Source organism: Microbispora siamensis, from assembly GCF_016863095.1.
GTDB lineage: Bacteria > Actinomycetota > Actinomycetes > Streptosporangiales > Streptosporangiaceae > Microbispora > Microbispora siamensis.
The window spans coordinates 160783-183778 of sequence record NZ_BOOF01000003.1; the positions used below are offsets into that span (position 1 = coordinate 160783).

At 72.2% G+C, this 22996-nt stretch carries 20 protein-coding genes; 6 read left to right on the top strand and 14 right to left on the bottom strand.

Features of this window, described 5'->3' with window-relative positions; translation table 11 throughout:
* Positions 1 to 168: 168 nt before the first annotated feature.
* The gene (locus tag Msi02_RS03840) at positions 169 to 474 is read left to right on the top strand and encodes a hypothetical protein (RefSeq protein ID WP_204047085.1); all 306 of its coding nucleotides are present in this window, start codon (positions 169 to 171) and stop codon (positions 472 to 474) included.
* Here the strand turns inward: Msi02_RS03840 and Msi02_RS03845 are convergent.
* From Msi02_RS03845 to lepA, 3 genes are all read right to left on the bottom strand, one after another.
* Positions 453 to 992: a hypothetical protein gene (locus tag Msi02_RS03845; RefSeq protein ID WP_204047086.1), complete on the bottom strand. Its 540-nt coding sequence runs from the start codon at positions 990 to 992 to the stop codon at positions 453 to 455. The genes Msi02_RS03840 and Msi02_RS03845 overlap by 22 nt on opposite strands.
* Positions 993 to 1090: 98 nt before the next feature.
* Positions 1091 to 1738 carry an MOSC domain-containing protein gene (locus Msi02_RS03850; RefSeq protein ID WP_204047087.1) on the bottom strand — a complete coding sequence of 216 codons (648 nt, stop codon included), beginning with the start codon at positions 1736 to 1738 and terminating at the stop codon, positions 1091 to 1093.
* Positions 1739 to 1806: 68 nt separating this feature from the next.
* Positions 1807 to 3630 (bottom strand): translation elongation factor 4, encoded by a 1824-nt coding sequence (gene lepA / locus Msi02_RS03855; protein WP_239108100.1) that lies wholly within the window; start codon positions 3628 to 3630, stop codon positions 1807 to 1809.
* Between the two features lie 119 nt (positions 3631 to 3749).
* Between lepA and Msi02_RS03860 the strand changes: the two genes are divergently transcribed.
* Together Msi02_RS03860 and rpsT are read left to right on the top strand one after the other, a co-directional pair.
* A complete protein-coding gene (locus Msi02_RS03860; protein WP_239108101.1) occupies positions 3750 to 4826 on the top strand; it encodes a glycoside hydrolase family 18 protein in 1077 nt (358 codons plus the stop codon).
* Positions 4827 to 4963: 137 nt separating this feature from the next.
* Positions 4964 to 5236: a 30S ribosomal protein S20 gene (gene rpsT, locus Msi02_RS03865; RefSeq protein ID WP_079312124.1), complete on the top strand. Its 273-nt coding sequence runs from the start codon at positions 4964 to 4966 to the stop codon at positions 5234 to 5236.
* Between the two features lie 70 nt (positions 5237 to 5306).
* Here the strand turns inward: rpsT and Msi02_RS03870 are convergent, their stop codons facing one another.
* Positions 5307 to 6515, bottom strand: a complete 1209-nt coding sequence (locus Msi02_RS03870) for an MFS transporter (protein ID WP_204047090.1) — start codon at positions 6513 to 6515, stop codon at positions 5307 to 5309.
* A 66-nt stretch (positions 6516 to 6581) separates the two neighbouring features.
* On the opposite strand from Msi02_RS03870, the gene Msi02_RS03875 reads away from it, so the two are divergent.
* Positions 6582 to 7079, top strand: coding sequence for a MarR family winged helix-turn-helix transcriptional regulator (locus tag Msi02_RS03875; protein ID WP_204047091.1), 498 nt, complete (start codon positions 6582 to 6584; stop codon positions 7077 to 7079).
* A gap of 18 nt (positions 7080 to 7097) precedes the next feature.
* Here Msi02_RS03875 and holA read toward each other — a convergent pair whose 3' ends face one another.
* Positions 7098 to 8063 (bottom strand): DNA polymerase III subunit delta, encoded by a 966-nt coding sequence (gene holA, locus Msi02_RS03880; protein ID WP_204047092.1) that lies wholly within the window; start codon positions 8061 to 8063, stop codon positions 7098 to 7100.
* Positions 8064 to 8180: 117 nt separating this feature from the next.
* Between holA and Msi02_RS03885 the strand changes: the two genes are divergently transcribed.
* Positions 8181 to 8414 (top strand): hypothetical protein, encoded by a 234-nt coding sequence (locus tag Msi02_RS03885; protein WP_204047093.1) that lies wholly within the window; start codon positions 8181 to 8183, stop codon positions 8412 to 8414.
* On the opposite strand, the gene Msi02_RS03890 is transcribed toward Msi02_RS03885, so the two are convergent.
* The 3 genes from Msi02_RS03890 to Msi02_RS03900 form a co-directional block, all read right to left on the bottom strand.
* Positions 8401 to 9168 (bottom strand): SDR family NAD(P)-dependent oxidoreductase, encoded by a 768-nt coding sequence (locus Msi02_RS03890; RefSeq protein ID WP_204047094.1) that lies wholly within the window; start codon positions 9166 to 9168, stop codon positions 8401 to 8403. The two genes, Msi02_RS03885 and Msi02_RS03890, sit on opposite strands and share 14 nt — an antisense overlap.
* A gap of 106 nt (positions 9169 to 9274) precedes the next feature.
* Positions 9275 to 10033, bottom strand: coding sequence for an SDR family NAD(P)-dependent oxidoreductase (locus Msi02_RS03895; RefSeq protein ID WP_204047095.1), 759 nt, complete (start codon positions 10031 to 10033; stop codon positions 9275 to 9277).
* A gap of 97 nt (positions 10034 to 10130) precedes the next feature.
* Positions 10131 to 10397, bottom strand: a complete 267-nt coding sequence (locus tag Msi02_RS03900; RefSeq protein ID WP_204047096.1) for an Atu4866 domain-containing protein — start codon at positions 10395 to 10397, stop codon at positions 10131 to 10133.
* A gap of 146 nt (positions 10398 to 10543) precedes the next feature.
* Between Msi02_RS03900 and Msi02_RS03905 the strand changes: the two genes are divergently transcribed.
* Complete coding sequence (locus Msi02_RS03905; RefSeq protein ID WP_204047097.1) at positions 10544 to 11392, top strand: helix-turn-helix transcriptional regulator; 849 nt, start codon at positions 10544 to 10546, stop codon at positions 11390 to 11392.
* A gap of 146 nt (positions 11393 to 11538) precedes the next feature.
* Here the strand turns inward: Msi02_RS03905 and Msi02_RS03910 are convergent, their stop codons facing one another.
* The 6 genes from Msi02_RS03910 to Msi02_RS03935 all read right to left on the bottom strand — a co-directional run bounded on the left by Msi02_RS03910 (position 11539) and on the right by Msi02_RS03935 (position 22993).
* The gene (locus Msi02_RS03910; protein WP_239108102.1) at positions 11539 to 14100 is read right to left on the bottom strand and encodes a ComEC/Rec2 family competence protein; all 2562 of its coding nucleotides are present in this window, start codon (positions 14098 to 14100) and stop codon (positions 11539 to 11541) included.
* Entirely contained in the window at positions 14097 to 15200 is a 1104-nt protein-coding gene (locus Msi02_RS03915; protein ID WP_239108103.1) for a ComEA family DNA-binding protein, read from the bottom strand. The genes Msi02_RS03910 and Msi02_RS03915 overlap by 4 nt, the downstream gene beginning before the upstream one ends.
* Before the next feature lie 323 nt (positions 15201 to 15523).
* Complete coding sequence (locus Msi02_RS03920; protein ID WP_204047098.1) at positions 15524 to 16378, bottom strand: DegV family protein; 855 nt, start codon at positions 16376 to 16378, stop codon at positions 15524 to 15526.
* A 61-nt stretch (positions 16379 to 16439) separates the two neighbouring features.
* A complete protein-coding gene (hutI, locus tag Msi02_RS03925) occupies positions 16440 to 17648 on the bottom strand; it encodes an imidazolonepropionase (RefSeq protein ID WP_079312108.1) in 1209 nt (402 codons plus the stop codon).
* 449 nt (positions 17649 to 18097) lie between these two features.
* Positions 18098 to 19501, bottom strand: coding sequence for a GTPase HflX (gene hflX, locus Msi02_RS03930; protein ID WP_239108104.1), 1404 nt, complete (start codon positions 19499 to 19501; stop codon positions 18098 to 18100).
* Positions 19502 to 19636: 135 nt separating this feature from the next.
* Complete coding sequence (locus Msi02_RS03935; RefSeq protein ID WP_204047099.1) at positions 19637 to 22993, bottom strand: ATP-binding protein; 3357 nt, start codon at positions 22991 to 22993, stop codon at positions 19637 to 19639.
* Between the last annotated feature and the right edge of the window lie 3 nt (positions 22994 to 22996).

Sequence of the window (22996 nt, forward strand, 5' to 3'; positions counted from 1 at the left end):
CCTTCCGCACCACAGCCGGGCGACCGCTGACGGCGCGGGCTTATTGACGCCCTGACGGCGTGGGAAACGGCAAGAGCCCGCTCGGCGAGCCCGCTTTCTGTCGGTGGGACCTGCTGTACTGCTGACGGTCCCAGCACAGCTGGCCTGAACCGATGAGGAGGGGTGTTCATGGCCTTCCTGTCCATCCACACCATGACCGGCGACGCCGACGATCTACTCGCCCGTAAGCAGCGGCACATGGATCCCGTGGTCGAGCGCCTCGCCCCGAGGCACGGCGCGATCCTCTCGATCACCAGCGCGACCGACGAGGGCATCATCACCGTGAATCTGTGGCAGAGCGCCGAGGGAGCCGCCGCCTTCAGCAGGGAACCGGAGGCGCTTCAGGCCCAGAAGGACTCCGGTCTCCCCATGCCGTCGAGCTTCCAGCGCTTCACGGACGCGACCGTCACCTACTATCGGGACACCCAAGGCTGACTGATGTACCGCGTGGCTTCCTTGCCTGGGCAGGCGTTCTGCGGAACCTTCGTGTTGTCCGGCCCGAACGGGGATTCGTCGAGTCCGAGGCCCGTCCAGTAGACGCCGAAGGCCGCCTGGGGCGGCCCGTTTCCGGGGCGGACGGCGAAGAACTCCGAGACGTAGCGCTGGCCGTCCATCGTCCTGCCGTGCAGTTCCAGCAGCCACCCGCCTTCCGAGTGGCCTTTCTGCGGGATGCGCACCGCTCGTTTCACCTCGGGCTTGCCGCCGGGCAGCAGGCACGAACGGAGAGCAGCATCGAGAAGCGTCGCGCAGGTGTCGGTGCCGCGCACATGCCGCGAGCAGAATCCGGCGACACCGTTCTCCGCCACGCCGCTCACGATCTTGGCGAGCGTGGACTCGGCCATGTCCTGGGTGAATTCGACCGGTGGAGGTTTCGCTTCACCCGGCGCGGCCGTGCAGCCCGCCGCGCACGACACGAGGGCGGCTGCGGCGATCAGTCGTGCGGTCAGGGACATGAGGACGCCTCACGCGGCTGGGGGTCGGCCCGTCATTCTACGGAAGTGCCCTGCACCGGCGGGCCACGGCCGGAACCGAAGGCGTGGGCACTTGGTGATCAGGACGCGACCACGCCGGTCCGGGTCCCGAGCACGCGCTCGGCGATCCGGTCCCACTTGTCGCTGTGGCCGGGGAGGGCGAGGATCCGCAGCAACAGGTCCCCGTCGCCGTGGTAGGCCCGGAACGACTCGGCGATCGTCACGCTGTCCGAGGGCCGGTAGAGCACCTCGATCTCGTCGCCGGCGCCGAGCTCGCCCTGTTCGATCACCCGGAAGTACGCCCCGGTGCGGTTCTCGTCGGTGAAGCGCTTCACCCAGCCGCGCTCGTCCAGCCAGTTGCGGAACACCACGCAGGGGACGCGGGGGGCGGTGACCTCCAGGACGGCCGTGCCGACCCGCCACCGCTCCCCGAGGACCGCGCCGGTCACGTCGGCCCCGACCGTCGTGAGGTTCTCCCCGAACTGGCCGTCGCGCAGGTCACGGCCCATCCGGGGCTCCCACCAGTCGTAGTCCTCCCGCGCGTAGGCGTACACCGCCTGGTCCGGGTGGCCGTGGTTGGCGACGTCGGCGCGTTCGTCGCCCTCCAGGCCGTTCTCGTGTACGGCTACCCGGCCCTCGGCCTTCCGCTTATCGATCGCCGTACGCCGCAGGTTGCCGGCCCACTCGGCGTCGACGGCCCGGCCCACGTTCACAGAGAGGATGCGCATGGCCAAACGTTAACGGATGGTCATGTTTCTCCGCGATGCTATTAAGTTCTGGTCAAACCAGGCGGTGCCTACTTCTTGTTCTTGTCCGGGGCCTCGGACGAGAGGGCGGCGACGAAGGCCTCCTGGGGCACCTCCACCCGGCCGACCATCTTCATCCGCTTCTTGCCCTCCTTCTGCTTCTCCAGCAGCTTGCGCTTACGGCTGATGTCGCCGCCGTAGCACTTGGCGAGGACGTCCTTGCGGATGGCGCGGATGTTCTCCCTGGCGATGACGCGGGCGCCGATCGCGGCCTGGATGGGCACCTCGAACTGCTGCCGCGGGATGAGCTCCTTGAGCTTCTTGGCCATCTCCACGCCGTAGGCGTACGCCTTCTCGCGGTGGACGATCGCGCTGAACGCGTCCACGGTCTCGCCCTGCAGCAGGATGTCCACCTTGACCAGGTCGGCCTCCTGCTCGCCGGACGGCTCGTAGTCGAGCGAGGCGTACCCGCGGGTCTTCGACTTCAGCTGGTCGAAGAAGTCGAAGATGATCTCGCCGAGCGGGAGCGTGTAGCGGATCTCGACCCGGTCCTCCGACAGGTAGTCCATGCCCTGGAGCTGCCCGCGGCGGCCCTGGCACAGCTCCATGATCGCGCCGATGAACTCGGCCGGCGCGAGCACCGTGGCCTTCACCACCGGCTCGAAGATCTGGCCGATCTTCCCGGCCGGGAACTCCGACGGGTTGGTGACGACGTGCTCCTTGCCGTCCTCCATGATCACCCGGTAGATGACGTTGGGCGAGGTCGAGATCAGCGACAGATTGAACTCGCGTTCCAGCCGCTCACGGACGATCTCCATGTGCAGCAGGCCGAGGAACCCGCAGCGGAAGCCGAAGCCGAGTGCCGCCGACGTCTCCGGCTCGTAGACGAGCGCGGCGTCGTTCAGCCGCAGCTTGTCGAGGGCCTCGCGCAGCTCGGGGTAGTCGTCGCCGTCGATGGGATAGAGCCCCGAGTAGACCATCGGCTTGGGGTGCTCGTATCCGCCGAGGGCCTCCGCGGCGGGCTTGGCCGCGTTGGTGACCGTGTCGCCGACGCGCGACTGGCGCACGTCCTTCACGCCGGTGATCAGGTAGCCCACCTCGCCCACGCCGAGGCCCTGGTCGGACGGCATCGGCTCGGGCGAGATGACGCCGATCTCCAGCAGTTCGTGCTGCGCGCCGGTGGACATCATCAGCACGCGCTCGCGCTTGGACAGGTGGCCGTCGACCACCCTGACGTACGTCACGACGCCCCGGTAGGTGTCGTACACCGAGTCGAAGATCAGCGCCCGGGCGGGGACGTCGGCGTTCCCGACGGGCGCCGGGACGTGCTCCACGACGTGGTCGAGCAGTTCCTTGACCCCCACACCGGTCTTTCCGGACACGCGCAGCACGTCGGCGGGGTCGCAGCCGATCAGCCCGGCGATCTCCTCGGCGTACTTGTCCGGCTGCGCGGCGGGCAGGTCGATCTTGTTGAGCACCGGGATGATGTGGAGGTCGGCGTTCATGGCCAGGTAGAGGTTGGCCAGCGTCTGCGCCTCGATGCCCTGGGCGGCGTCCACCAGCAGGATCGCGCCCTCGCACGCCTCGAGCGACCGGGACACCTCGTAGGTGAAGTCCACGTGGCCCGGGGTGTCGATCATGTTGAGGACGTGGCCGTTCCACGGGAGCCGCACGGCCTGCGACTTGATGGTGATGCCCCGCTCCCGCTCGATGTCCATGCGGTCGAGGTACTGCGCGCGCATCGACCTGTCGTCCACCACGCCGGTGAGCTGCAGCATGCGGTCGGCGAGGGTCGACTTGCCATGGTCGATGTGCGCGATGATGCAGAAGTTGCGGATCAACGCGGGGTCGGTCTGGCCAGGCTGAGTGCGCACCGAGGTCCGTTTCGACAAGATGATTGACTGCTGATCGGGCGGGCCGTCCGCCTCGACTCGCGCTCGGCGGGCCCCCCCGAGGCTGGCGGACCAGCCACCCTCCATGGTGGCATGTCCGGATGCTTGCCTTGACCACCAGACGTGTTCTGCGATTAGCCGCCGTCGTCGTGGCCGTACCGCTCGCGCTCGCCCTGGTCGGCGCCGCCGCGCTGCGTCTGCAGTTCGCCGGCACGCCGGCCGGATGGGCCAGGACCACCGGCCACGACGCCCTCTGGATGGGCCACGCGTGGGTGGACGGCCGCCGCACCGAGGCCGACGTGCGGGCCCTCGCCGTACGACTGCGCGCGAGCGGGATCAGGGACGTGTACGTCCACAGCGGGCCGTTCAAGTACGACGGGACCCTGCCACCCGACCGCTACGCCAATGCCGGAAATTTTCTGAAATGGTGGCGGAAGAACGTGCCCGGCGTCCGGGTGTCGGCCTGGCTCGGCCAGACGGTCAACGACAACGGCAAGCCCCACCTGAGCCTGGCCGACACGGCGACGCGGGCCCGCGTCGTGGCGGGCGCCCGTGACCTGGTCACCCTCGGATTCGACGGGATCCACTACGACTTCGAACCGGTCTCCGACGGGGACGGGCCGTTCCTCAGCGTCCTGCGCGAGACGCGGCAGGCCATCGGCGCCCGGCCGTTGTCGGTCGCCACCCAGCAGATCGAGCCGCTGACCGGCCTGCGCGCCCCCACCGCCCTCGCCATCGGCCACGACAAGTACTGGACGCCGGACTACTTCCGCCAGGTCGTCGGCCTCACCGACCAGGTGGCGATCATGACGTACGACTCAGGGACGCCCCTGCCGTCCCTGTACGGCGGCTACGTCGCGCGGCAGACCTCGCTCGCCCTCGACCTGGTGCCCGAGGACAAGACCCTCCTCATCGGGGCTCCTGCGTACCACGACCACGGCGTGGCGTACCTCGACTACGCCGAGAGCGTCGAGGCCGCCGCCGAGGGCGCGCGGCTCGCGATCAGCGAGCACGGTCCGCGAACCGAGTTCGGCCTGGCCCTGTACGTCGACTTCGCGGCCACGGAGGAGGACTGGAGGGAGTACGAGCGGGCCTGGGTGCGCGGCGGCGCAGGAGGAGCCGTCGAGTCGTCGGGCGGGCGGGCCGATGTGCGGACCGCGGTGGCCGCGTCGCGATAGCATGAGCGAGGGCGGCCCCGTCGTCGTGATTTGAGCGGCGACCCGGGCTGTTGGTATCCTGTCCAACTGCGTGTGGCGCGCCCTCTCACCAGCCCGCGCGCCCCATCCGACCAAGACTTAACACTGAGGCTTTCTTCGTGGCGAACATCAAGTCCCAGATCAAGCGCAACCGGCAGAACGAGAAGCGCCGGCTGCGCAACAAGGCCGTCAAGTCGTCCCTGAAGACCGCGGTCCGCAAGTTCCGCGAGGCCGCCGACCAGGGCAACGTCGACGACGCCCTCGTCGCGCTCAAGGCCGCGTCCCGGCAGCTCGACAAGGCCGTCAGCAAGGGCGTCATTCACAAGAACCAGGCCGCCAACCGGAAGTCGGCGATCGCCAAGCGCGCCGCCGCCCTGCAGGCCGCCAAGTAGTTCACGCAAGGCGCACGCCGCATCTCCCCTCGCGGGGGATGCGGCGTTTTCGCGTACCCGCCGCCGGACCTCAGGCGGGCACGGGCGACTCCACCGCCTCCTCGGTCGTACGCCGCCGGACCTCGGGCAGGGCGAGCACGGCCAGGTTGACCACGGCCACCAGCACCGCCGCGGTGAGCAGCGGAGCCGCGGCGCCGGCCCAGGCGGCGACCGGCGCGGCCGCCGCGAGCCCGAGAGGCCGGGCCGCGTAGGAGATGAGCACGTCGAACGAGTCCACCCGGCCGAGGGCCTGAGGCTCCACACGCTGCTGCACCACCGTCTCCCACAGCGGCGACAGCATCCCCACCCCAAGCATGGCGACGACGTACGCGGCGGTCACGACCACGGCCGGCGCGGAAAACGCCGTGGGGAACGCGAAGGCGACGAGCGGGCACGCGTAGACCGCCGCCCCGACGGCCGCCACGGCGAGGGGCCGCCGGATCGGCAGCCTGGGGGCCACGAAGACGCCGAGCACCGCCGCCACCGTTCCCGCCTGCGCGACGGCCACCCAGACCGGCTCCCCGCCCAGGCTGCGTACGGCGATGACCGGGCCGAGGGTCAGCAGGACGCCCGCCCCGAGGTGCCAGACGCCGTGCCCGGCCACGCTGATCAGGAACCAGCGGTGCCGCCGCGCCTCGCGCCACCCTTCCCGCAGGTCGCCGAGGAAGTGATCGCGTACGGCCGCCGGCCGGGGAGCCGTGACCAGGCCGCCCAGCGTGACCGCGGACCCGGCGAACAGGACCCCCGTCAGCAGGAAGGACCAGCCCGGGCCGAGCCACAGTGTCAGTCCTCCGGCGAGCGCGGGGCCGGAGATCTGGGCGAGGCCGGCGGCCACCCCGACGTGGGCGTTCACCCGCAGCCGGCGCTCCGCCGGCACCACTCCGACGACCAGCGGTGACACCGCCGGGACGCCGAAGGCCACCGCGGCTCCGGTGAGCGCCGCGAGTCCCGCCATCACGGCGATACCGGGGTGCCCGAGGAGGAGCAGCGACCCCAGTGTCACCTGGGCGGCGCAGCGGACCAGGTCGGCCACGAGGATCACCCGCCTCGGCGGGAAACGGTCCGCCATCACTCCGCCGACCGGGAGCAGCAGGAGCATGGGCAGCGTCTCGGCGACGAGGACGACACCGAGATCGAGGGCGGAGCCGGTCACCCTGATGACGGCGAGGGTGAGCCCGGTGGGGATGAGGGCGGTGGCGAGCGCCGCGACCGTCCGCCCGGCGACCAGACGTGCAATCATGCGAGGGAAAGTATTTCGCCAGCGAAGCTTTCGTCAACGTATTTTTATCTGGCGTAGGATTGACCCGTGGACGACTCGGTGGACCGGCACATCGCGCGGTGGCGCGGGAAGGCGCCCTTCGACGAACGTGTGGAGGCGATCGTCACCCGCATGCAGTTCCTGGTGAAGCACCTGGCCCAGGCCAAGGACGGCGCGCTGGCCGCGGTGGGCCTGCAGGACTTCGAGTACGAGACCCTTCATTGGCTCGGCGCCCGGGGGGAAGGCGGCCGGGCCACCCCCTCGGAGCTCGCCGCCGAGTTGAAGGTCTCCCCCGCCGGCATGACGGGCCGCCTGGACACCCTGGAGAAGGCGGGGCTCGTCCGGCGCATCCGCAGCGCGGAGGACCGTCGCCGGGTGGACGTGGAGCTGACGAGCGAGGGCCGCGCGATCTGGCTCAAGGCGATGGACCTGCGCGGAGAGGTCGAGGACGCGATGGTGGGCGTCCTGGGGCCGGACGACCAGGACGTCCTCGCGGCGCTGCTCAAGCGGATGCTGCTCCGTATGGAGAACCCCGGCCGCGCCTGAGCCGATGGCGGAAGCGGCTCAGCGGGTGCCGCGGCTGGCCACGATCGTGTGGACGGCCTTCTCCAGCGCGTACGCCGGGTCGGTGCCGCCGCCCTTGACCTGCTCGTCGGTGGTGGCCACGGCCTGCAGGGCGGCGGAGATCCCCTCCGGCCCCCAGCCGGCCAGCTGGCGCTTCACCCGGTCGACCTTCCAGGGCGGCATGCCCACATGGCTCGCGAGCTGGCCGCCGCGCAGGTTGCGGGGCGCCCCGCCCACCTTGGCGAGCGAGCGCAGGCCTCCGGCCAGTGCGCTGACGATCAGCACCGGCGCCACACCCGTGGCGAGGGCCCACCGGACCTGTTCCAGCGCCTCTCCCAGGCGGCCCTCGATCGCCAGGTCGGCGATGGTGAAGCCGCTGACCTCGGCGCGTCCCCGGTAGTACTTCGCGACCGCCGCCTCGTCGATGTTCTTGCCCTCGGTGTCGAAGGCGAGCTGGCTGCAGGCGGCCGCCAGTTCGCGCAGGTCGCTGCCCACGGCGTCGAGCAGCGCCTGGGCGGCGCCGGGCGAGATCGAGCGGCCCTCCCTGCGCACCTCGGCCTTGATGAAGTCGAGCCGCTCTCCCGCCTTCGTCGGCTTGGCCACGGTGACGACGTCGGCGCCCGCCTTCTTCACGCCGTCCACCAGTGCCTTGCCCTTGACTCCGCCAGGATGGACCAGCACCAGCACCGTGTCGTCGGCCGGATGGGCGGTGTATTTCACGATCTCGGCGATGACGTCCTTCGAGAGGTCCTGTGCCCCCCGGATCACGATGACCGACCGATCGCCGAACAACGAGGGGGAAGCGAGCCCGGTCAGCTCCCCCGGCTCGACCTTGCTCCCCTGAAGGTCGTGCAGCTCCGCTCCCGGGTCCTCGGCGCGTACCGCCGCCACGATGGAGCCGACGGCGCGATCGGCCAGGAACTCCTCGTCGCCGATGACCAGGGTCACGGGTGCTGGGTTCGCCATGTGACGCAGCATGCCACGCCCAGGCTGCCGGGGCACATCCGCCTTCCGCCTCCACGACGGATCCCAGCGCCCACGGCCGAGTCCGACCGGACGACGCCGACCTCGTCAGGCCGGGACATGCTGCGGGAGGCCGCGTCGGAGGCGGACGACGTGATCCCGCAGCGGGCCGGGTGCCGGCCGGAGGAGGCGGCGGTCGCGCCGGCCCGGCGCGGAGTCAGGGCCTCGGTCGTCCGTCTCGCGCCGGCCGTGCACAGCGCTTGCGCCGCTGCCGCCGCGCAGACGCCCGCTGTCCGCCTGCCGCTGCCGCTGCCGTGTTGCGGGGGTACGGGTCTGCCGCTCAAATCGCGGTGAACCCGCCGTCCGCCGCGACCACGGCGCCCGTGATGAAGCTCGAACGCGGCGATGCGAGGAAGCAGAGCACCTCGGCGATCTCTTCCGGCTTGGCCACCCGGCCGAGCGGCTGGGCGCCGGCGAAGGACGCCAGGTACGCACGACTGTCGGAGCGGAAGGTGTCGAGGAAGTCCGTCTCGATGACGCCCGCGGCCACGATGTTCGCCCGGATGCCCAAGGGCCCGCCCTCGACGGCGAGCACCTTGGTCAACTGGGCCAGTGCCCCCTTGGACGCGCTATAGGCGGCGCCCTCGGGCAGCGCGACCGTGCAGACGTAGGAGCCCGTGCTCACGATGGCTCCACCACCAAGGCTCCGCATCGCACGGAACGCCTCGCGGGCAAAGAAGAAAGAACCCCGGGCGTTGACCGCCATCACGGCGTCCCAGTCCTGCGCCGTCGTCTCTGTGATCGGCTTGTTGAGGGTGCGCCCGGCGTTGTTGACCAGGATGTCGAGACCGCCGAAGACATCGACGGCCTCCCGCACCGCGAGGTGGGCGGTCGCCTCATCGGTGACATCGCCGACAAGGGGGTGCACGCCCGGAAACTCGGTGGGCAGCTCCTTCACCCCGGGGCGTTGATCGACGGCGACGATCTGTGCGCCGCGGTGGTGCAGCAGCCGGACGGTCTCCTTGCCCACGCCGCGCGCGGCCCCGGTGACGAGGGCGACCTTTCCAGCGAACTCGGCGGTCTCGGCGGACGGATTCGCAGGTGTCATTGTCCATTCCTTGGGTGGTGCGGTCAGACGCCGGTCGCGAGGCGCCTGAATCGCCTCGCGATGACGCGGCGGCAGACTTTTCTGCGCGCCGTCCTGCGTCCGCTGCTCAGTAAGCGGTGAGCCCGCCGTCGACCACGAGCTCCGAGCCGGTGACGAACGAGGAGTCGTCGCAGGCGAGAAAGAGGAAAGCGGGTGCGATCTCGTCGGCACGGCCGGCCCGGCGCATCGGGGTGCGCTGGATGTCCGGTTGTTGATCGCCCTGCTCGTCCAGGAGATCCTGGATCATCGGCGTCGCGATGACGCCGGGATGCACGGAGTTGACCCGCACTCCCTGCCGCGCGTACTCGACCGCGGCGGTCTTGCTCAACAGACGCACCGCGCCCTTGGACGCCTGGTAGGCCGCGGCGGCGCCGCTTCCCACGAGCCCGAGCACCGATGACGTGTTGATCACAGACGCGTTGCCGCTCGCGCGCAGGAGCGACATCGCCGCCTTCATACCGAGCCAGGTGCCTTTCTGGTTCACGTCGATGACGCGGTCCCAGGCGTCCTCCCGCGTGTCCTCGATGCCCGGCCAGTCCACGATGCCGGCGAGGTTCACCAGCACGTCCAGCATGCCGAACCGGTCGCGCACGACGCCGATCACGTTGTCCCACTCCCACGCGGAGGAGACGTCGAGGCGGGCGGCAACGACCTCCGCGCCACGCGCCTCGATCCGGTGGGCCAGGTCGCGCAGGGGCCCTTCGGCGACATCGGTGATCACCAGCCGGGCGCCTTCGTCGGCGAACAGTTCGGCGGTCGCCGTGCCGATGCCGCCGGTCGCGCCGGTGATCAGCGCGACCTTGCCGGCGAGTCGTTGCCCTGTCATGGAAATCCCCCTGTGTCTCGTTGTGCCGATCTCTGGGTCGGGTCTTGTGGCGTTGCGAGCGCCGGTCATATGCCGGTGAAGCCGCAGGCGATCTCGGTCATGACGGCCTCTCCTCCCGGTACAGCACGAGGTGCTCGTGATAGAGGACCCCGTCCCGGATGTCACCCGTCGCGGTGAACCCGGTGTCGTCGACGTAGTCGAGGTGGCTGCCGGTCACCGTGTACCGGCCGGTGTACGCGCTGCGCCGCTCGCCGCGGGCCTCGTCGTAGCGGCCGTCCGGCAGCAACTCCTGGCGGATGTAACCGTCCGCTGTCACCCACATTCCGATCACGTCGACGTTGTCGTCATCGGCGATCTGGGACATGGCGGGCTCCTTTCCTTTGCTCACTCCACGCGGTTCTGGCTCGCTCCACCGAGTCTGCGCAGGTCGGGAGGCATCAACCAGGACGTGTGCTGCCTGGGTGCGGCGCACCCAGGCAGCACGGCGGAGCCGCCGCATAGCCTGAGCACATGGACAGCAACCATCTGGGGGACTTCCTGCGCGCCCGCCGCGCCGGGCTGCAGCCGGGGGACGTCGGCATGGCGAGCTACGGGGCCCGCAGAGTCGCCGGGCTGCGCCGTGAGGAGGTCGCCGTCCTGGCCGGAGTGAACGCCGACTACTACACCCGCCTGGAACAAGGGCGCGAGCGCAACCCCTCACCCCAGGTGCTCGACGCCCTCAGCCGCGCGCTGCGCCTCGACGCAGATGCCCGAGCGCACCTGCACCTGCTGGCCGGGACGGCGCCGGGCTACCGGCCCTCCGCCCACGTCGCCGACCGGGTCAGCCCGGCGCTGCGCCAGTTGATGGACGGCTACCCCAGCACTCCGGCATTCGTCATGAGCCGAACCCTGGACATCCTCGCCACCAACTCCCTGGCCGACGCCCTCTACACCCCGTTCGAGCCGGCGGACAACCTGGCCCGCATGACCTTCCTCGACCCCGCGGGCCGAGGCTTCTACACAGACTGGGACCGAGCGGCCCAGGCCACCGTCGCCAATCTGCGCCAGGCAGCAGGCTTCGATCCGGACAACCCGCGGCTACGCGAACTCGTCCGCACCCTCACCGAGCACAGTGTGGACTTCGCCCGCCTCTGGAACGCTCACACCGTGCGCGGCAAGACCCAGGACGCCAAGCACTTCCTCCACCCCGACGTTGGACCCCTCACGCTCACCTACCAGGCTTTCGACGTACGCGACGCCCCCGGCCAGCAGCTTGTGATCTACCATGCCGAGCCAGGCAGCGCCAGCGCCCAGGCCCTCGATCTCCTCGGCTCCATCCACGCCACCCGGCGCCGGGCCGAACCACGTCCGCACCGTTGATCGGCAGGTCAAGAGCACTTCCACGGCCAGAGTCCGCCACCCCGGTATTCCGCGCGAACAGGCCGCTGCCGAACGAGGCGCACGTGCCCGCGCCGGGTGCGGAAACCACCGTTCCACTCGTGATCTTCTCGCACGGCTCCACCCGCTCACTTGCCCCGTACGACTACGGCGAGGCCGTTGTGGGCGGCGACGACGGCGATGTCCCCCGACAGATCGGTGCGGTAGGGCCGCATGCCGAGCCAGCGCAGACGCCGCAGCGTCAGCGGGGCGGGATGCCCGTAGTCGTTGACCGCGCCGACGCTGATGAGGGCGGCCCGCGCGCCCGTGGCGGCGAGGAAGGCCGGCGCCTGCCGGGACGACCCGTGATGGGGCACTTTCAGCACGTCGACCCGTGGCAGGCCGCACCGCACCAGAGCTTCCTGTGCCTCCGTCTCCAGGTCCCCGGCGAGCAGGGCCGCCCCCGGCCGCGGTCCGGACCAGCGGACCAGCAGCACGACGCTGGCGTTGTTGGCGGTCGTCCCCTCGCCGGTGCCCTGCGGCGCCACACCGGGCTCGGGGGCGAGCACGGTGATCTCGCTCGGCCCGAATCGCCACCGCATCCCGGGAACCGCCTGCCATTCCGGGATCCGGGCCGTCCTGAGTTGCGCGGAGACGCGCCCGGCCTCGCCCTCCGGCACGCGGCCCGGGCTCACGACCACCGCACCCACCGCGCGGCGGCGCAGCACGCCGGGCAGCCCGCCGACGTGGTCGAGGTGAGGGTGGGTGAGGACCACGAGCGGCACCTGCCGCACTCCGAGAGCGCGCAGGCACCGGTCGGCGGGGCCCGGCTGCGGCCCGGCGTCGACCACCACGGCCCGGCCGGGACCGGCCGCCAGCACCAGGGCGTCCCCCTGCCCGACGTCGCAGACGACCAGCAGCCATCCCGGCGGCGGCCAGGGCGACACCACCGGCATGGCCACGAGGGCGGCGAGCAACGCTCCCGCGGCGAGCGCCGCCACGACGCGCCTGCGCGCGCGGCCCCGCAGGACGAGCCATGCCGCGACGGCCGCCACCGTGAGCGCGGCGACTCCCGACACTCCCCCGAGCCACTCGGCCGAGGCGAACGGAAGGTCCGCCGCCCGTTGCGCCACCGCGATGATCCAGCCCACGGCCCACCCGGCGGGGCGTACCAGCAGCCGGGCCAGGTCCATGCTCACCGGGGCGATCACGGCGGCCCCGAACCCCAGCACCGTCGCGGGCGCCACCGCGGGCTCGGCGAGCAGGTTGGCCGGGATCGCGGCCAGGTCGAGGCGTCCGGACATCAGCACCAGCAGGGGCGTGACGGCCGCCTGCGCCGCGGCGGTCACGGCCAGGGCCTCGGCGAGCAGGCGGGGCACCCGGCGGGCCGTCAGACGGTCGCGCCATCGGGGCGCGATGACCAGGATGCCGCCGGTCGCGAACACCGACAGCGCGAAGCCCCACTGCCGCGCGAGCCCGGGATCGAACACGACCAGTCCCAGCACGGTCGCCGACAGGGCGGCCACGCCGTCCCGGCTGCGGCCGGTGCCGAGTGCCACGGCGGCGACGGTTCCCATGACAAGGGCTCGAAGCACGCTCGGCGACGGCCTCGCCACGACCGAGAACGCGATCATCGCGACGACCGCGACCACGGCCCGGAGGGCCAGTGGCAGGCCGGCGAAGCGCCCGAGCACCAGCACGGCGCCCGCCACGATCGCCAGGTTGGTGCCGGAAACCGCGGTGAGGTGGCCGAGTCCCGCCGTCGCCAGGTCGAGCCGGACCTCCTCGTCGAGGCGCGACACGTCGCCGACGACCAGGCCGGGCAACAGACCACGCTGGTCGTCCGGCAGCACGCCGCTCGCCTCGCGCAGACCCGTACGCAGCACCCCGGCCGCACGCTGCACGGCCGAGGGCGCACCGATCGGCTCGGGCGGCCCCCGGACGAGCATCACGGCCGCGACCGGCTCACCCGGCTCGGCCTGGCCCAGCCGCCCGCGCACCCTGACCCGCTGGCTCGGCAGCAGCGGACGCCACCCGTCGGCGGGACCGAGCAGCACGACGGGCACGTCCACGACGAACCGCTCCTGGGCGGCCGACACCAGCAGCATCCGGGCCCGGACGACCGCCGTCTCCCGCCGGGACACCCCGCCCTGGTGCGGCCGGATACGCGGATCGTCGGTGATCTCGGCCTCGGCGGTCACCGTGGCGTCCCGGCGGGCCAGTTCCGGCACCGGCCCGGTCGTCACCCCGTGGACCGTGAACGCCGTCACCGCGGCCGTGACGGCCACGGACGCGAGCACGGCGAGCGCGATCCTGACGGCGGCCCCGGGCGCTCCCGTCGGGCCGGGGAGCCCCCCGCCGACGCGCGATCCTGCCTCGGCGACGCCGCCCCGGCCACGCTCTCCTGCCGGAGCCACGGTGGGGTCCATGTGGGTGCGGCGCCGCGCCACCGCCCAGGCGACGGCGCCCGCGACGGCCGCGGCCACCGCCACGGCGGCTCCGGCGACGTCGGGGCAGCCGAGCAGCACGAGTGCCGTGAGCCAGGAGGCCACCGCTGGAGCGGCCAGCGCCGCCGGACCGGAGACCGTCCTGCCGCGCCCAGGCTGATCATGACCCGGCCGATCACGGCCCGGTTCATCACGTCCCTGCTCCTCCTGCCCCAGCTCGTCGCGGTCCTCGGGGAGGTCGTGGGGGCGGCCGACGGCGGTCACACGGAGACCTTGTCGCGCATCTCGGCGAACTTCCTGTCTCCGATGCCAGGGACGTCCTTCAACTGGTCGACGCTCTGGAAACCCCCGTGCGCGTCCCGGTAGTCGACGATCCGCTGCGCGATCACGCCGCCGATCCCGGGCAGCGCGTCGAGTTGCTCGGCGGTGGCGGTGTTGAGGTTCACCACCCCGCCCCCAGGCACCCCCGGCACCATGCCCGGATCACGGCCGGAAGCGGGTCCCGCACCGGCCGTCGCCGGGCTTCCGGCGACGATCTGCTCACCGTCCACCAGACGCCGGGCCAGGTTGATCCCACCCGGATTCGCGCCCTTCCGCAGACCTCCCGCGGCCTCGACAGCGTCGGCGACCCGCGAGCCCGACACGAGGACGTACACCCCCGGCTTGCGGACCTTGCCCGTCACGTACACCACCACTCGCGTCGACGGGCCGGGGGTGGCGGCAACGGTGCCACCGGTGCCCGCGACGTAGGCGGTCGCGCCCGGCCCTGCTCCGGCTCCGACTCCGGTTCCGCGGGCCGGGGCCGGACGCGAGGTCTCGCCTGGTGCCGCCCCGGGGCCGGCGGCATGGTCGGCGGCAGGGTCCGCAGCAGGGCTGAGGTCGCGAACCGCGGCGGCCGGGAGCGGCGGGGCGATGGGCTCGGCCACCGGCCTCGACCGCCAGGCCAGGACCCCGGTGACGACGGCGGCGAGCAGCCCGGCGGCCACCAGCGCCCGCAGCCCCGGCATGCCCGGGTCGAGCCGTGGCAGGGTGCGGCCGAGGGCCTGTCGCCCGCGCGTTCGCAGGCACCGCACGGTCGTCCCCGGCCCGTCCGCGCGTCCTTCCCGCCGATCGGCGACCTCCTCGGGCATCCCGAAGGTCTCCTCCCGGTAAGGACCGTCCTCGACCTCCGCCGGATGCTCCGGCACGTACGTCTCCGTACGGACGAGATGGGGAGCACCGAACGACGGCGGCGGCCCGGGCGGGGACGGCGTCGACCGCAGGCGGGCGGACGGGGGAACCGGATCGAGCGGACGCAACAGCCCGCGCAGGCGGGACTCGCCGGCGACGCCGCGTGCGGCCCCGCGAAACTCCTTGCTTCGCACGCCATGGACGGTAGGCATGTGCCAGGGCCCCGCCCGGCGCCGAACGCGATTCTGTGGACAACCCGCGAACCCCCGGAGTGTCCGCCGGGCGAGGGGCGAGAGGTCCGGACGCACCACTCGGCCCAGCGCGCCCGGGTCCAGGGCGCGGCACGGGCACGTGTGCTTCCGCCCGCGCGGCAGGACAGCCTGGCACGGCGGACCGACGCCCCGGACGGCGCGGCCGTCCTTGGCGTCGGCGTTTCGGCGAGCGGCAGGTTGGCCACGTACCCCAGGCACGGCGCGAAAACGGCCGGGTACCCAGGCCGATCCGGCTATCGAGGGGTTCAGTCCGCGGCGGCGGGGGCGACGGTGACGCCGAGCATGCCGGGGCCGACGTGGGCCCCGAGGACCGGCCCGATCTCGGCCACCCACATCCGTACGAGCCTCGGCAGTCGTGCCGTCAGCCCTTTCGTGAGCGCCTCGGCCCGCTCGGCCGCCATCAGGTGCTGCACGGCCACGTCGACCGGCCGGTCCCCGGCCGCCTCGACGGCCAGGTCCTCCAGGCGGGCGAGGGCACGGCTCGCGGTGCGGACCTTCTCCAGCACGCCGATCTCGCCGTCGGCCATGCGCAGCAGCGGTTTGATCGACAGCGCCGACCCCAGGAGGTTGGTCACCCGGCCGATGCGGCCGCCGTGCCGCAGGTAGTCGAGCGTCTCGACGTAGAAGAACGTGCTCGCGGCAGCGGCCCGCCGCCGGGCCACATCGGCCACTTCGGCGCCCGGGGCTCCCGCCACGGCCGCCCGCGCGGCGGCCAGCACCGCGAAGCCGAGGCCCATGGCGATCGACCCGCTGTCGACGACCTCGACCGGTACGGGGGCTTCACGCGCGGCCAGACGCGCGGAGTCGGCGGTCCCGGACAGCGCGCCGGACAGGTGGACGGAGACGATCTCGGCGGCGCCGTTCGCGGCGGCCCGCCGGTAGACGTCCGCGAAGCGTTCGGGGGCCGGGCGTGAGGTGACGATCGGCGAGCGGTCCTTGAGTGCGTGCGCGAGAAGACCGGCGTCGAACGGGGTCACGTCGTCGATCTCACGATCGCCCAGGAGCACCTGAACCGGTACGACGGTGATGTTCCATCTGCCGGTCGCCTCGGCGCCGAGGTACGCCGTGGAATCCGTGACGACAGCGACAGATGGTGACATATCGCGAGATTACCCAGCGGTGATCGCCCGGCAACCTCTTCGTGAACGTTCAGGCCACCGTTTACTGGACTGGTACGCCGCCCCGCCAGACGCGGCGCGGCTTGAGGCCGAACGACCAGGCGAACGCGCCCTCGTGGTCGGCGTCCCACTGGACGATGTCGGCGAGGCGGCCGGGGGCGAGGATGCCGCGGTCGGGCGCGCCGAGGACCTGGGCCCCGCCCAGAGTGGCGGCCCGCAGGGCGTCTCCGACGCTCATCCCGAACGCCGCCACCGCGAGGCTGATGACCAGGGACATCGAGGTGATGCCGCAGTGACCGGGGTTGTGGTCGCTGCCGAGCGCCACCGGGACGCCCTGGGCCAGCATCCGGCGCACCGGCGGGAGGTGGCCCACCTGCAGGGCCGCGCCCGGGCAGACGACGGCGGGCACGCCGTACCTCGCCATCAGGGCGACGTCCTCGTCGGAGGCGTGGTGGAGCAGATCGGCGGAGGCGCAGCCCATCTCGGCCGCGAGCTGGACGGCGCCACGCCGGTTGTAGGCGCCCGCGTGGATGCGCGGCAGCAGCCCCACGTTGCGGCCGGAGGCCAGCACCCAGCGGGCCTCCTCCGCGGTGAAGTGGCCGTCGTCGCAGTAGACGTCCACGCTGTCGGCCCCAGCGCCGGCGGCGTCCGCGCACCACGAGGCCACGGCCTCGACGTAGTCGCGCTGGCGGCCGAAGTATTCCGGCGGCACCACGTGGGCGGCCAGGAACGTGACGTGGACCCGCGGCATCATCGGCTCTTTCTCGAGCTCACGCAGCAGCCGCACGTCGGCCAGCTCGCCGTCGCGGGTCAGGTGGTAGCCGGTCTTGGCCTCGACGGTCGTGGTGCCGCTCAGCAGCCACTCGCGCAGCCGCTCGCGGACCCCGTTGCACAGCGTCCAGGGGTCGGTGCCGCGCGTCACGGTGACGGTCGAGCCGATGCCGCCGCCCGCCGCCGCGATGGCCGAGGCGCTGGATCCTCCGGAACGCATCGCCATCTCGGCGTAGCGGTTGCCGGCGTACACGGGGTGAGTGTGCGCGTCGATGAGGCCGGGCGTGACGAGCGCGCCGCCGAGGTTCTCCACGTGGTCGACGTCGACGATGTCGTCCACGACCCCGGGAACGCTCTGCGGGAGGTCGGCGGCCCGGCCGACCCACGCGATCCGGTCGTTGTGCACCAGGATCGCGGCGTTGCTGCACACATCGTGCCCGGTCCAGAGCCGGCCGATGTTGGTGAGAAGGCGAACGGTCATCCGACCACCTGCCATACACCCCGGGACGACGAACGGCCCCCGCCTGCGGGCGCCTGGCCCGCCGGGTCCGCTTCGTGTCCGGACGTCATTGGGGGGTCTCCTGCCTCATCGCGCACCGATGTTGTGCGATGACCCTACCGCCGGGATATCGAACCCGGGCGATTCAGTTCAGTTACGGTATTTCACTGGTGGGCTTGATGTACAGGGTTAGCGACAGAAACGTACGCCGGTCTCATGCGCCTCATCGCGCATCAGTCGTCTCACACGCTGCGAGATCAGGATCGACCCGACCGATCCGATGTCCGCGAACGCCTTGGAAAGGGTGACCGCACTGCCTGGTGTCATGTTGTTACCCACGCCATAAGGTCCCATTAGGCTTTCCTTATCGTAGCAAGGGCAACCGCCGGCGGGCCACCGACACGCTGGAGGTGACCCGCCGACGAGAGGCGTCAGACGGTCTCGACGGGCTTGGCCACCCGGTCCAGTTCCGCGTACAGGTCGGCGAAGACCCGGGCGTGCAGGATCGTGCCGTCGCCGGTGTGCTCCAGTGACAGGACCTCGCCCTCGCTGTGCGCCCGCGCGATCAGGTCGCCCCTGTCATACGGCACCAGCAGCCTGACCTCGTGGTCGAGACGGGGAAGCTCCCGCTCGATCATGGACATCAGGTCGCCGATCCCGGCCCCGGTGCGGGCGGAGACGACGATGCTGTGCCGCTCCTTCATCGTCAGCCGGGTCAGCACGACGGGGTCGGCGGCGTCGGCCTTGTTGACGACCACGATCTCCGGGATGTCCCGCGCGCCCTCGATCTCGGCCAGCACCTCGCGGACGGCCGCGATCTGCGACTCCGGGTCGGGGTGCGACCCGTCCACCACGTGGAGGATCAGGTCGGCGTCCCCCACCTCCTCCAGCGTCGAGCGGAACGCCTCGACGAGCTGGTGGGGCAGGTGGCGTACGAAACCGACCGTGTCGGCCAGCGTGAACAGGCGGCCCTCGGGCGTGCGGGCCTTGCGCACGGTCGGGTCGAGGGTCGCGAACAGCGCGTCCTCGACCAGCACGCCCGCGCCGGTCAGCCGGTTGAGCAGCGACGACTTGCCGGCGTTGGTGTATCCGGCGATCGCCACGGCCGGCACCTCGCGGGCCTGCCGCCGGTGCCGCATGGTCTGCCGGGCGGTCGACATCTCCTTGATCTGCCGCCGCAGCTTGGCCATCCGCTCGCGGATCCGCCGCCGGTCCAGCTCGATCTTGGTCTCGCCGGGGCCGCGGCCGCCGATGCCGACGCCGCCGGCGGCGCGGCCGCCGACCTGGCGGGACAGGTTGCCACCCCAGCCGCGCAGGCGGGGCAGCAGGTACTGCAGCTGCGCCAGCTCGACCTGCGCCTTGCCCTCGCGGCTCTTGGCGTGCTGCGCGAAGATGTCGAGGATCAGCGCGGTCCGGTCGATGACCTTGACCTTCACGACCTCTTCGAGCTGGCGGAGCTGGCCGGGGGTCAGCTCGCCGTCGCAGATCACGGTGTCGGCGCCGCTGGCGGCCACGATGTCCCGCAGCTCGACCGCCTTGCCCGATCCGATGTAGGTGGCGGGGTCGGGCCGGTCGCGACGCTGGATCAGACCCTCCAGCACCTGCGATCCGGCGGTCTCGGCCAGCAGCTTCAGCTCCTGCAGCGAGTTCTCCGCGTCCAGTGCGGTGCCGCCCGCCCAGACGCCGACCAGGACGACCCGCTCCAGCCGGAGCTGCCGATACTCGACTTCGGTGATGTCTTCGAGCTCTGTCGACAGACCCGCTACGCGGCGGAGCGCCTGGCGCTCTTCCAGTTCGTAATCGCCCACGGCGAGGTCTTCGGGCTCGTTTCGCATATATGTCATCTCTACTAGACAGAACAGTCGGACACCCCGATGCCTTCCCGGCCCCCGGATGCCTTCCGTCGATGGTGACACGACCCCCGGGACGTGCGCACTCCCTTATGCGCTCAGTTCTTTACGGCGCAGTTCTTACGGGCGCAGTTCGGCGAGGAGTCGCGCGCTCTGCTCCGCCCAGTAGTCCAGCCCCAGGCGGAGGTGGATCTCGTGGGCCCGTCGGGCGTGATCGAGGGCCCGTTCCCGGTCGCCCATCGCCGCCGACAGCATCGCCAGCGCCTGGTGGATGGCGCCCCAGCCGGCCGTGCCGTGGCCGTGCAGGGCCAGCCGGTCCCCGTACGGCGCCAGCCTGTCGTACAGGCCCGAGGGATCGGGGACGCCGAGCCGAGCCGCCACGTACGACCAGATGACGGCGACGAACTCCCCCGACCAGTCATCGGGAATCGTCGTGCCCCATCGGGCGATCAGGCTCCTGGCCAGCTCGCGATCGCCCACGTCGAGCGCCGCGAGCACGGCTATGGGACGTAGCGGGTCGTTCCGCGGCTGCGACGCCGCCGTGACGACCTCCTCGAGGATGTCGGCGACCCTGCCCTGTCCCCGCCGGCAGGTGTAGAGCATGGTCGTCCGCACGACGCCCAGGCCCCACATGCTGCTGTCGCCGAAGACCTCGCCGAGCTCGCCGACGAGGTCTTCGACCTCGTCCCAGCGGCCCTCCAGGGTCAGCCGCGCGGCCTGGGCGATGCGCACCATGGCCGTCAGCTCAGGGCTTCTGACCTCCTGCAGCAGATGCTCGGCGCGGGCCAGATCCCGGTCCCATTCGGCCAGCTCCCCCACCCTGAACAGGCACGACATCCGGCGTACCCGGGCCACGATCTCAGCCGCGGCGGGAAGATCGGGCACCGCGAGCATCTCCTCGGCGGCGCGGAGGCGCTCGTTCTCCCGCTCCGGCACCCAGGACGCGATCATGTAGTTGTTGAGCACCTGGAGGAGCAGGGCGGGGTCGCCTATCCTCCGGGCGATCTCCACGGCCTCCACCACCATCGCCTCGCCCTCCGCCCGGCGGGGCCCGTAGTTGAGCTCGATGCCGAGAGTGCCGAGCAGTGCCGCCCGGTGGGCGTCGTCCAGCGGGCCCGCCAGCAGGTTCTCGAGGAGGGCGACCGTGTGGTCGTCGACCACTCCGTACGATCGCCAGTTCCAGACGCTGAGCGTGCCGAACACCGTCAAGGCCTCCACCAGGGCCACCCGGTCGCCCGTGCCCTCCGCCAGCTCGATGGCCTCCTCGAGTGCCGCCTGTGCCCGCGCGGCGTCCCCGACGACGCGCAGCGACCGGCCCAGTTCGATCAGCAGGCGGCACCGCCTGGCCGGGTCGCGCGTGCCGAGGGCGAGCAGCGCCTTGTCCCACAGCTCGACCGCCTCGTCGTACGCGCGCTGCGCGGTCGCCTTCCTGGCCGCCCTCGCGGCGTAGTCGACGGCCTTGCCGGCTCCCCCGACCCGGGCGGCCATGGCGAAGTGGTGGGCGAGGACGGGCAGGCGCGCCGTCCCGTCGCCACCGGGGAGCGACGCAGGCGGCGCCGTCGGCAGGGACTCCAGGGCCTCCGCCACGCACAGGTGGAGCCTGGCCTTCTCCAGGCGGCCGAGCCCCGCGTAGAGCGCGTCCCGCACCAGGGCGTGCGAGAAGCGGTAGTCGAAGCCTCCCGGCGCCTCGGCGAGGATGCCGACGGCGACGGCGGGCTCGAGCAGCGACATCACCTCCTCGGCGGGGGTCTCCGTCAGCGCCTCCAGCACGTCGAGGCTGACGTCGCGGCCCAGGACGGCGGCGCGGCGCAGCAGGTCCCTGGTGGGATCGGGCAGCCGCGCGACCCTCCGCCCGATGACCTCCATGACGCCTTCGGGCACGCCCAGCGACGCGGCGTCGAGCCGGTGCTCGCTGCCGAGCAGCCGCAGCAGTTCGCCGAGATAGAAGGGGTTGCCGCCGGTGCGCAGGTAGAGCACCTCGGCGAGCGCCGGGTCGGTCAGGTCGTGCCGCCGCAGGAACGCGCCGACCTCCTCCGCGGTGAACGGCGCGAGGGCGAGCCGTTCGGTGCCGGGCTCGCGGGTGAGGGCGGCGAGGGTGTCGCGCAGCCGCTCGGCCTCCCTGCCCGGCTCCGGCCGTACGGTGGCGAGGACCAGCACGGGCCTGCGGTGCAACTCGGCCGCGAGGAAGGCGAGCAGCCGCAGCGAGGCGGCGTCCGCCGCGTGGAGGTCGTCCAGCACCACCATCGTCGGCGTGCCCGACCCGGCGAGCGCGGCCAGCACGCCCTCGTACAGCTCGAAGAGCGCGGCCTCCGGGTCGGCGGCGGCGTCGCCCTCGCCCGCGAGGAGCCGCGCCGCGGCCCGGCCCCGGTCCCCCAGCTCGCGCAGCGCCTGCAGCCAGGGCCAGAACGGCGGGGCGGCCTCGGCCTCCACGCAGCGGCCCCAGACGACCGTGACGCCGCGCGCCTCGGCCTCCTCTGCGGCGATCTGGGCCAGCCTGGTCTTGCCGATTCCCGGCTCACCGGTCACCAGCAGCACGCCGCCGCGGCCCCGCCGTACGGCGCCGAGCCGTTCGCCGAAACGGGCGAGTTCGCGCTCGCGCGCGACGAGGGCCGCGGACGGCGGCTCGGCCGCGGAAAGGGACCGCTCCTCGGCGGGCGGGGCGGCCGGGCGCGCGACGGCGGGCGCTTCCAGGGGCGCGGGCGCGTCCAGGGCCGGCGACTGCTCCAGCACGGCCTGCTCCAGCCGCCGCAGCTCGGGGCCGGGCTGCAGGCCCATCTCCTCGGCGAGCAGGGTCCGCACCCGGCGCAGCGCGCCGAGCGCGTCGGTCTGCCTGCCCGACCGGTAGAGGGCGAGGACGAGCAGGCTCCACAGCCGCTCGCGGTACGGGTACGCCTCGACCAGCCGCTCCAGGTCGGCCACGCAGGAGGGCCCGTCGCCCACGGCGAGCCTGGCCTCGAACCGGTCCTCGACCGCCACCGCCCGCAGCTCGGCCAGGCGCGCGATGGCGGGCTGGGCGAACTCGTAGGCCGCGAACTCGGCGAGCGGCTCGCCCCGCCACGTCTCCAGCGCCCGGTCGGTCAGCGTGAGCACCTCGGCGTACTCACGCCGGGCGAGCGCCCTGCGGCCGTCCTCCACACAGGAGACGAAACGCGCGAGGTCGACCTGACCGGGCGCGACGGACAGCAGGTAGCCCGGCTCTCGGGTGAGCAGCACGGCCGGGGGCGTGCGCGGCCGGCGTCCCGGTTCCAGCACCTTGCGGAGGTTGGAGACGTACGACTGCAGCGTGGCGGTGGCGCTGGAGGGGGGCTCGTCCGCCCACAGCTCGTCGATCAGCCGGTCGAGGGAGACGATCCTGCCGGGTTCCAGGGCGAGGACGGCGAGCACCGCCCGCTGCTTGCGCGGCCCGAGGTCGATGACGCGGCCGTCGCCGCCGGTGACCTCGAAGGGGCCGAGCAGCCGGAAGGACAGCGAGTTCATGAC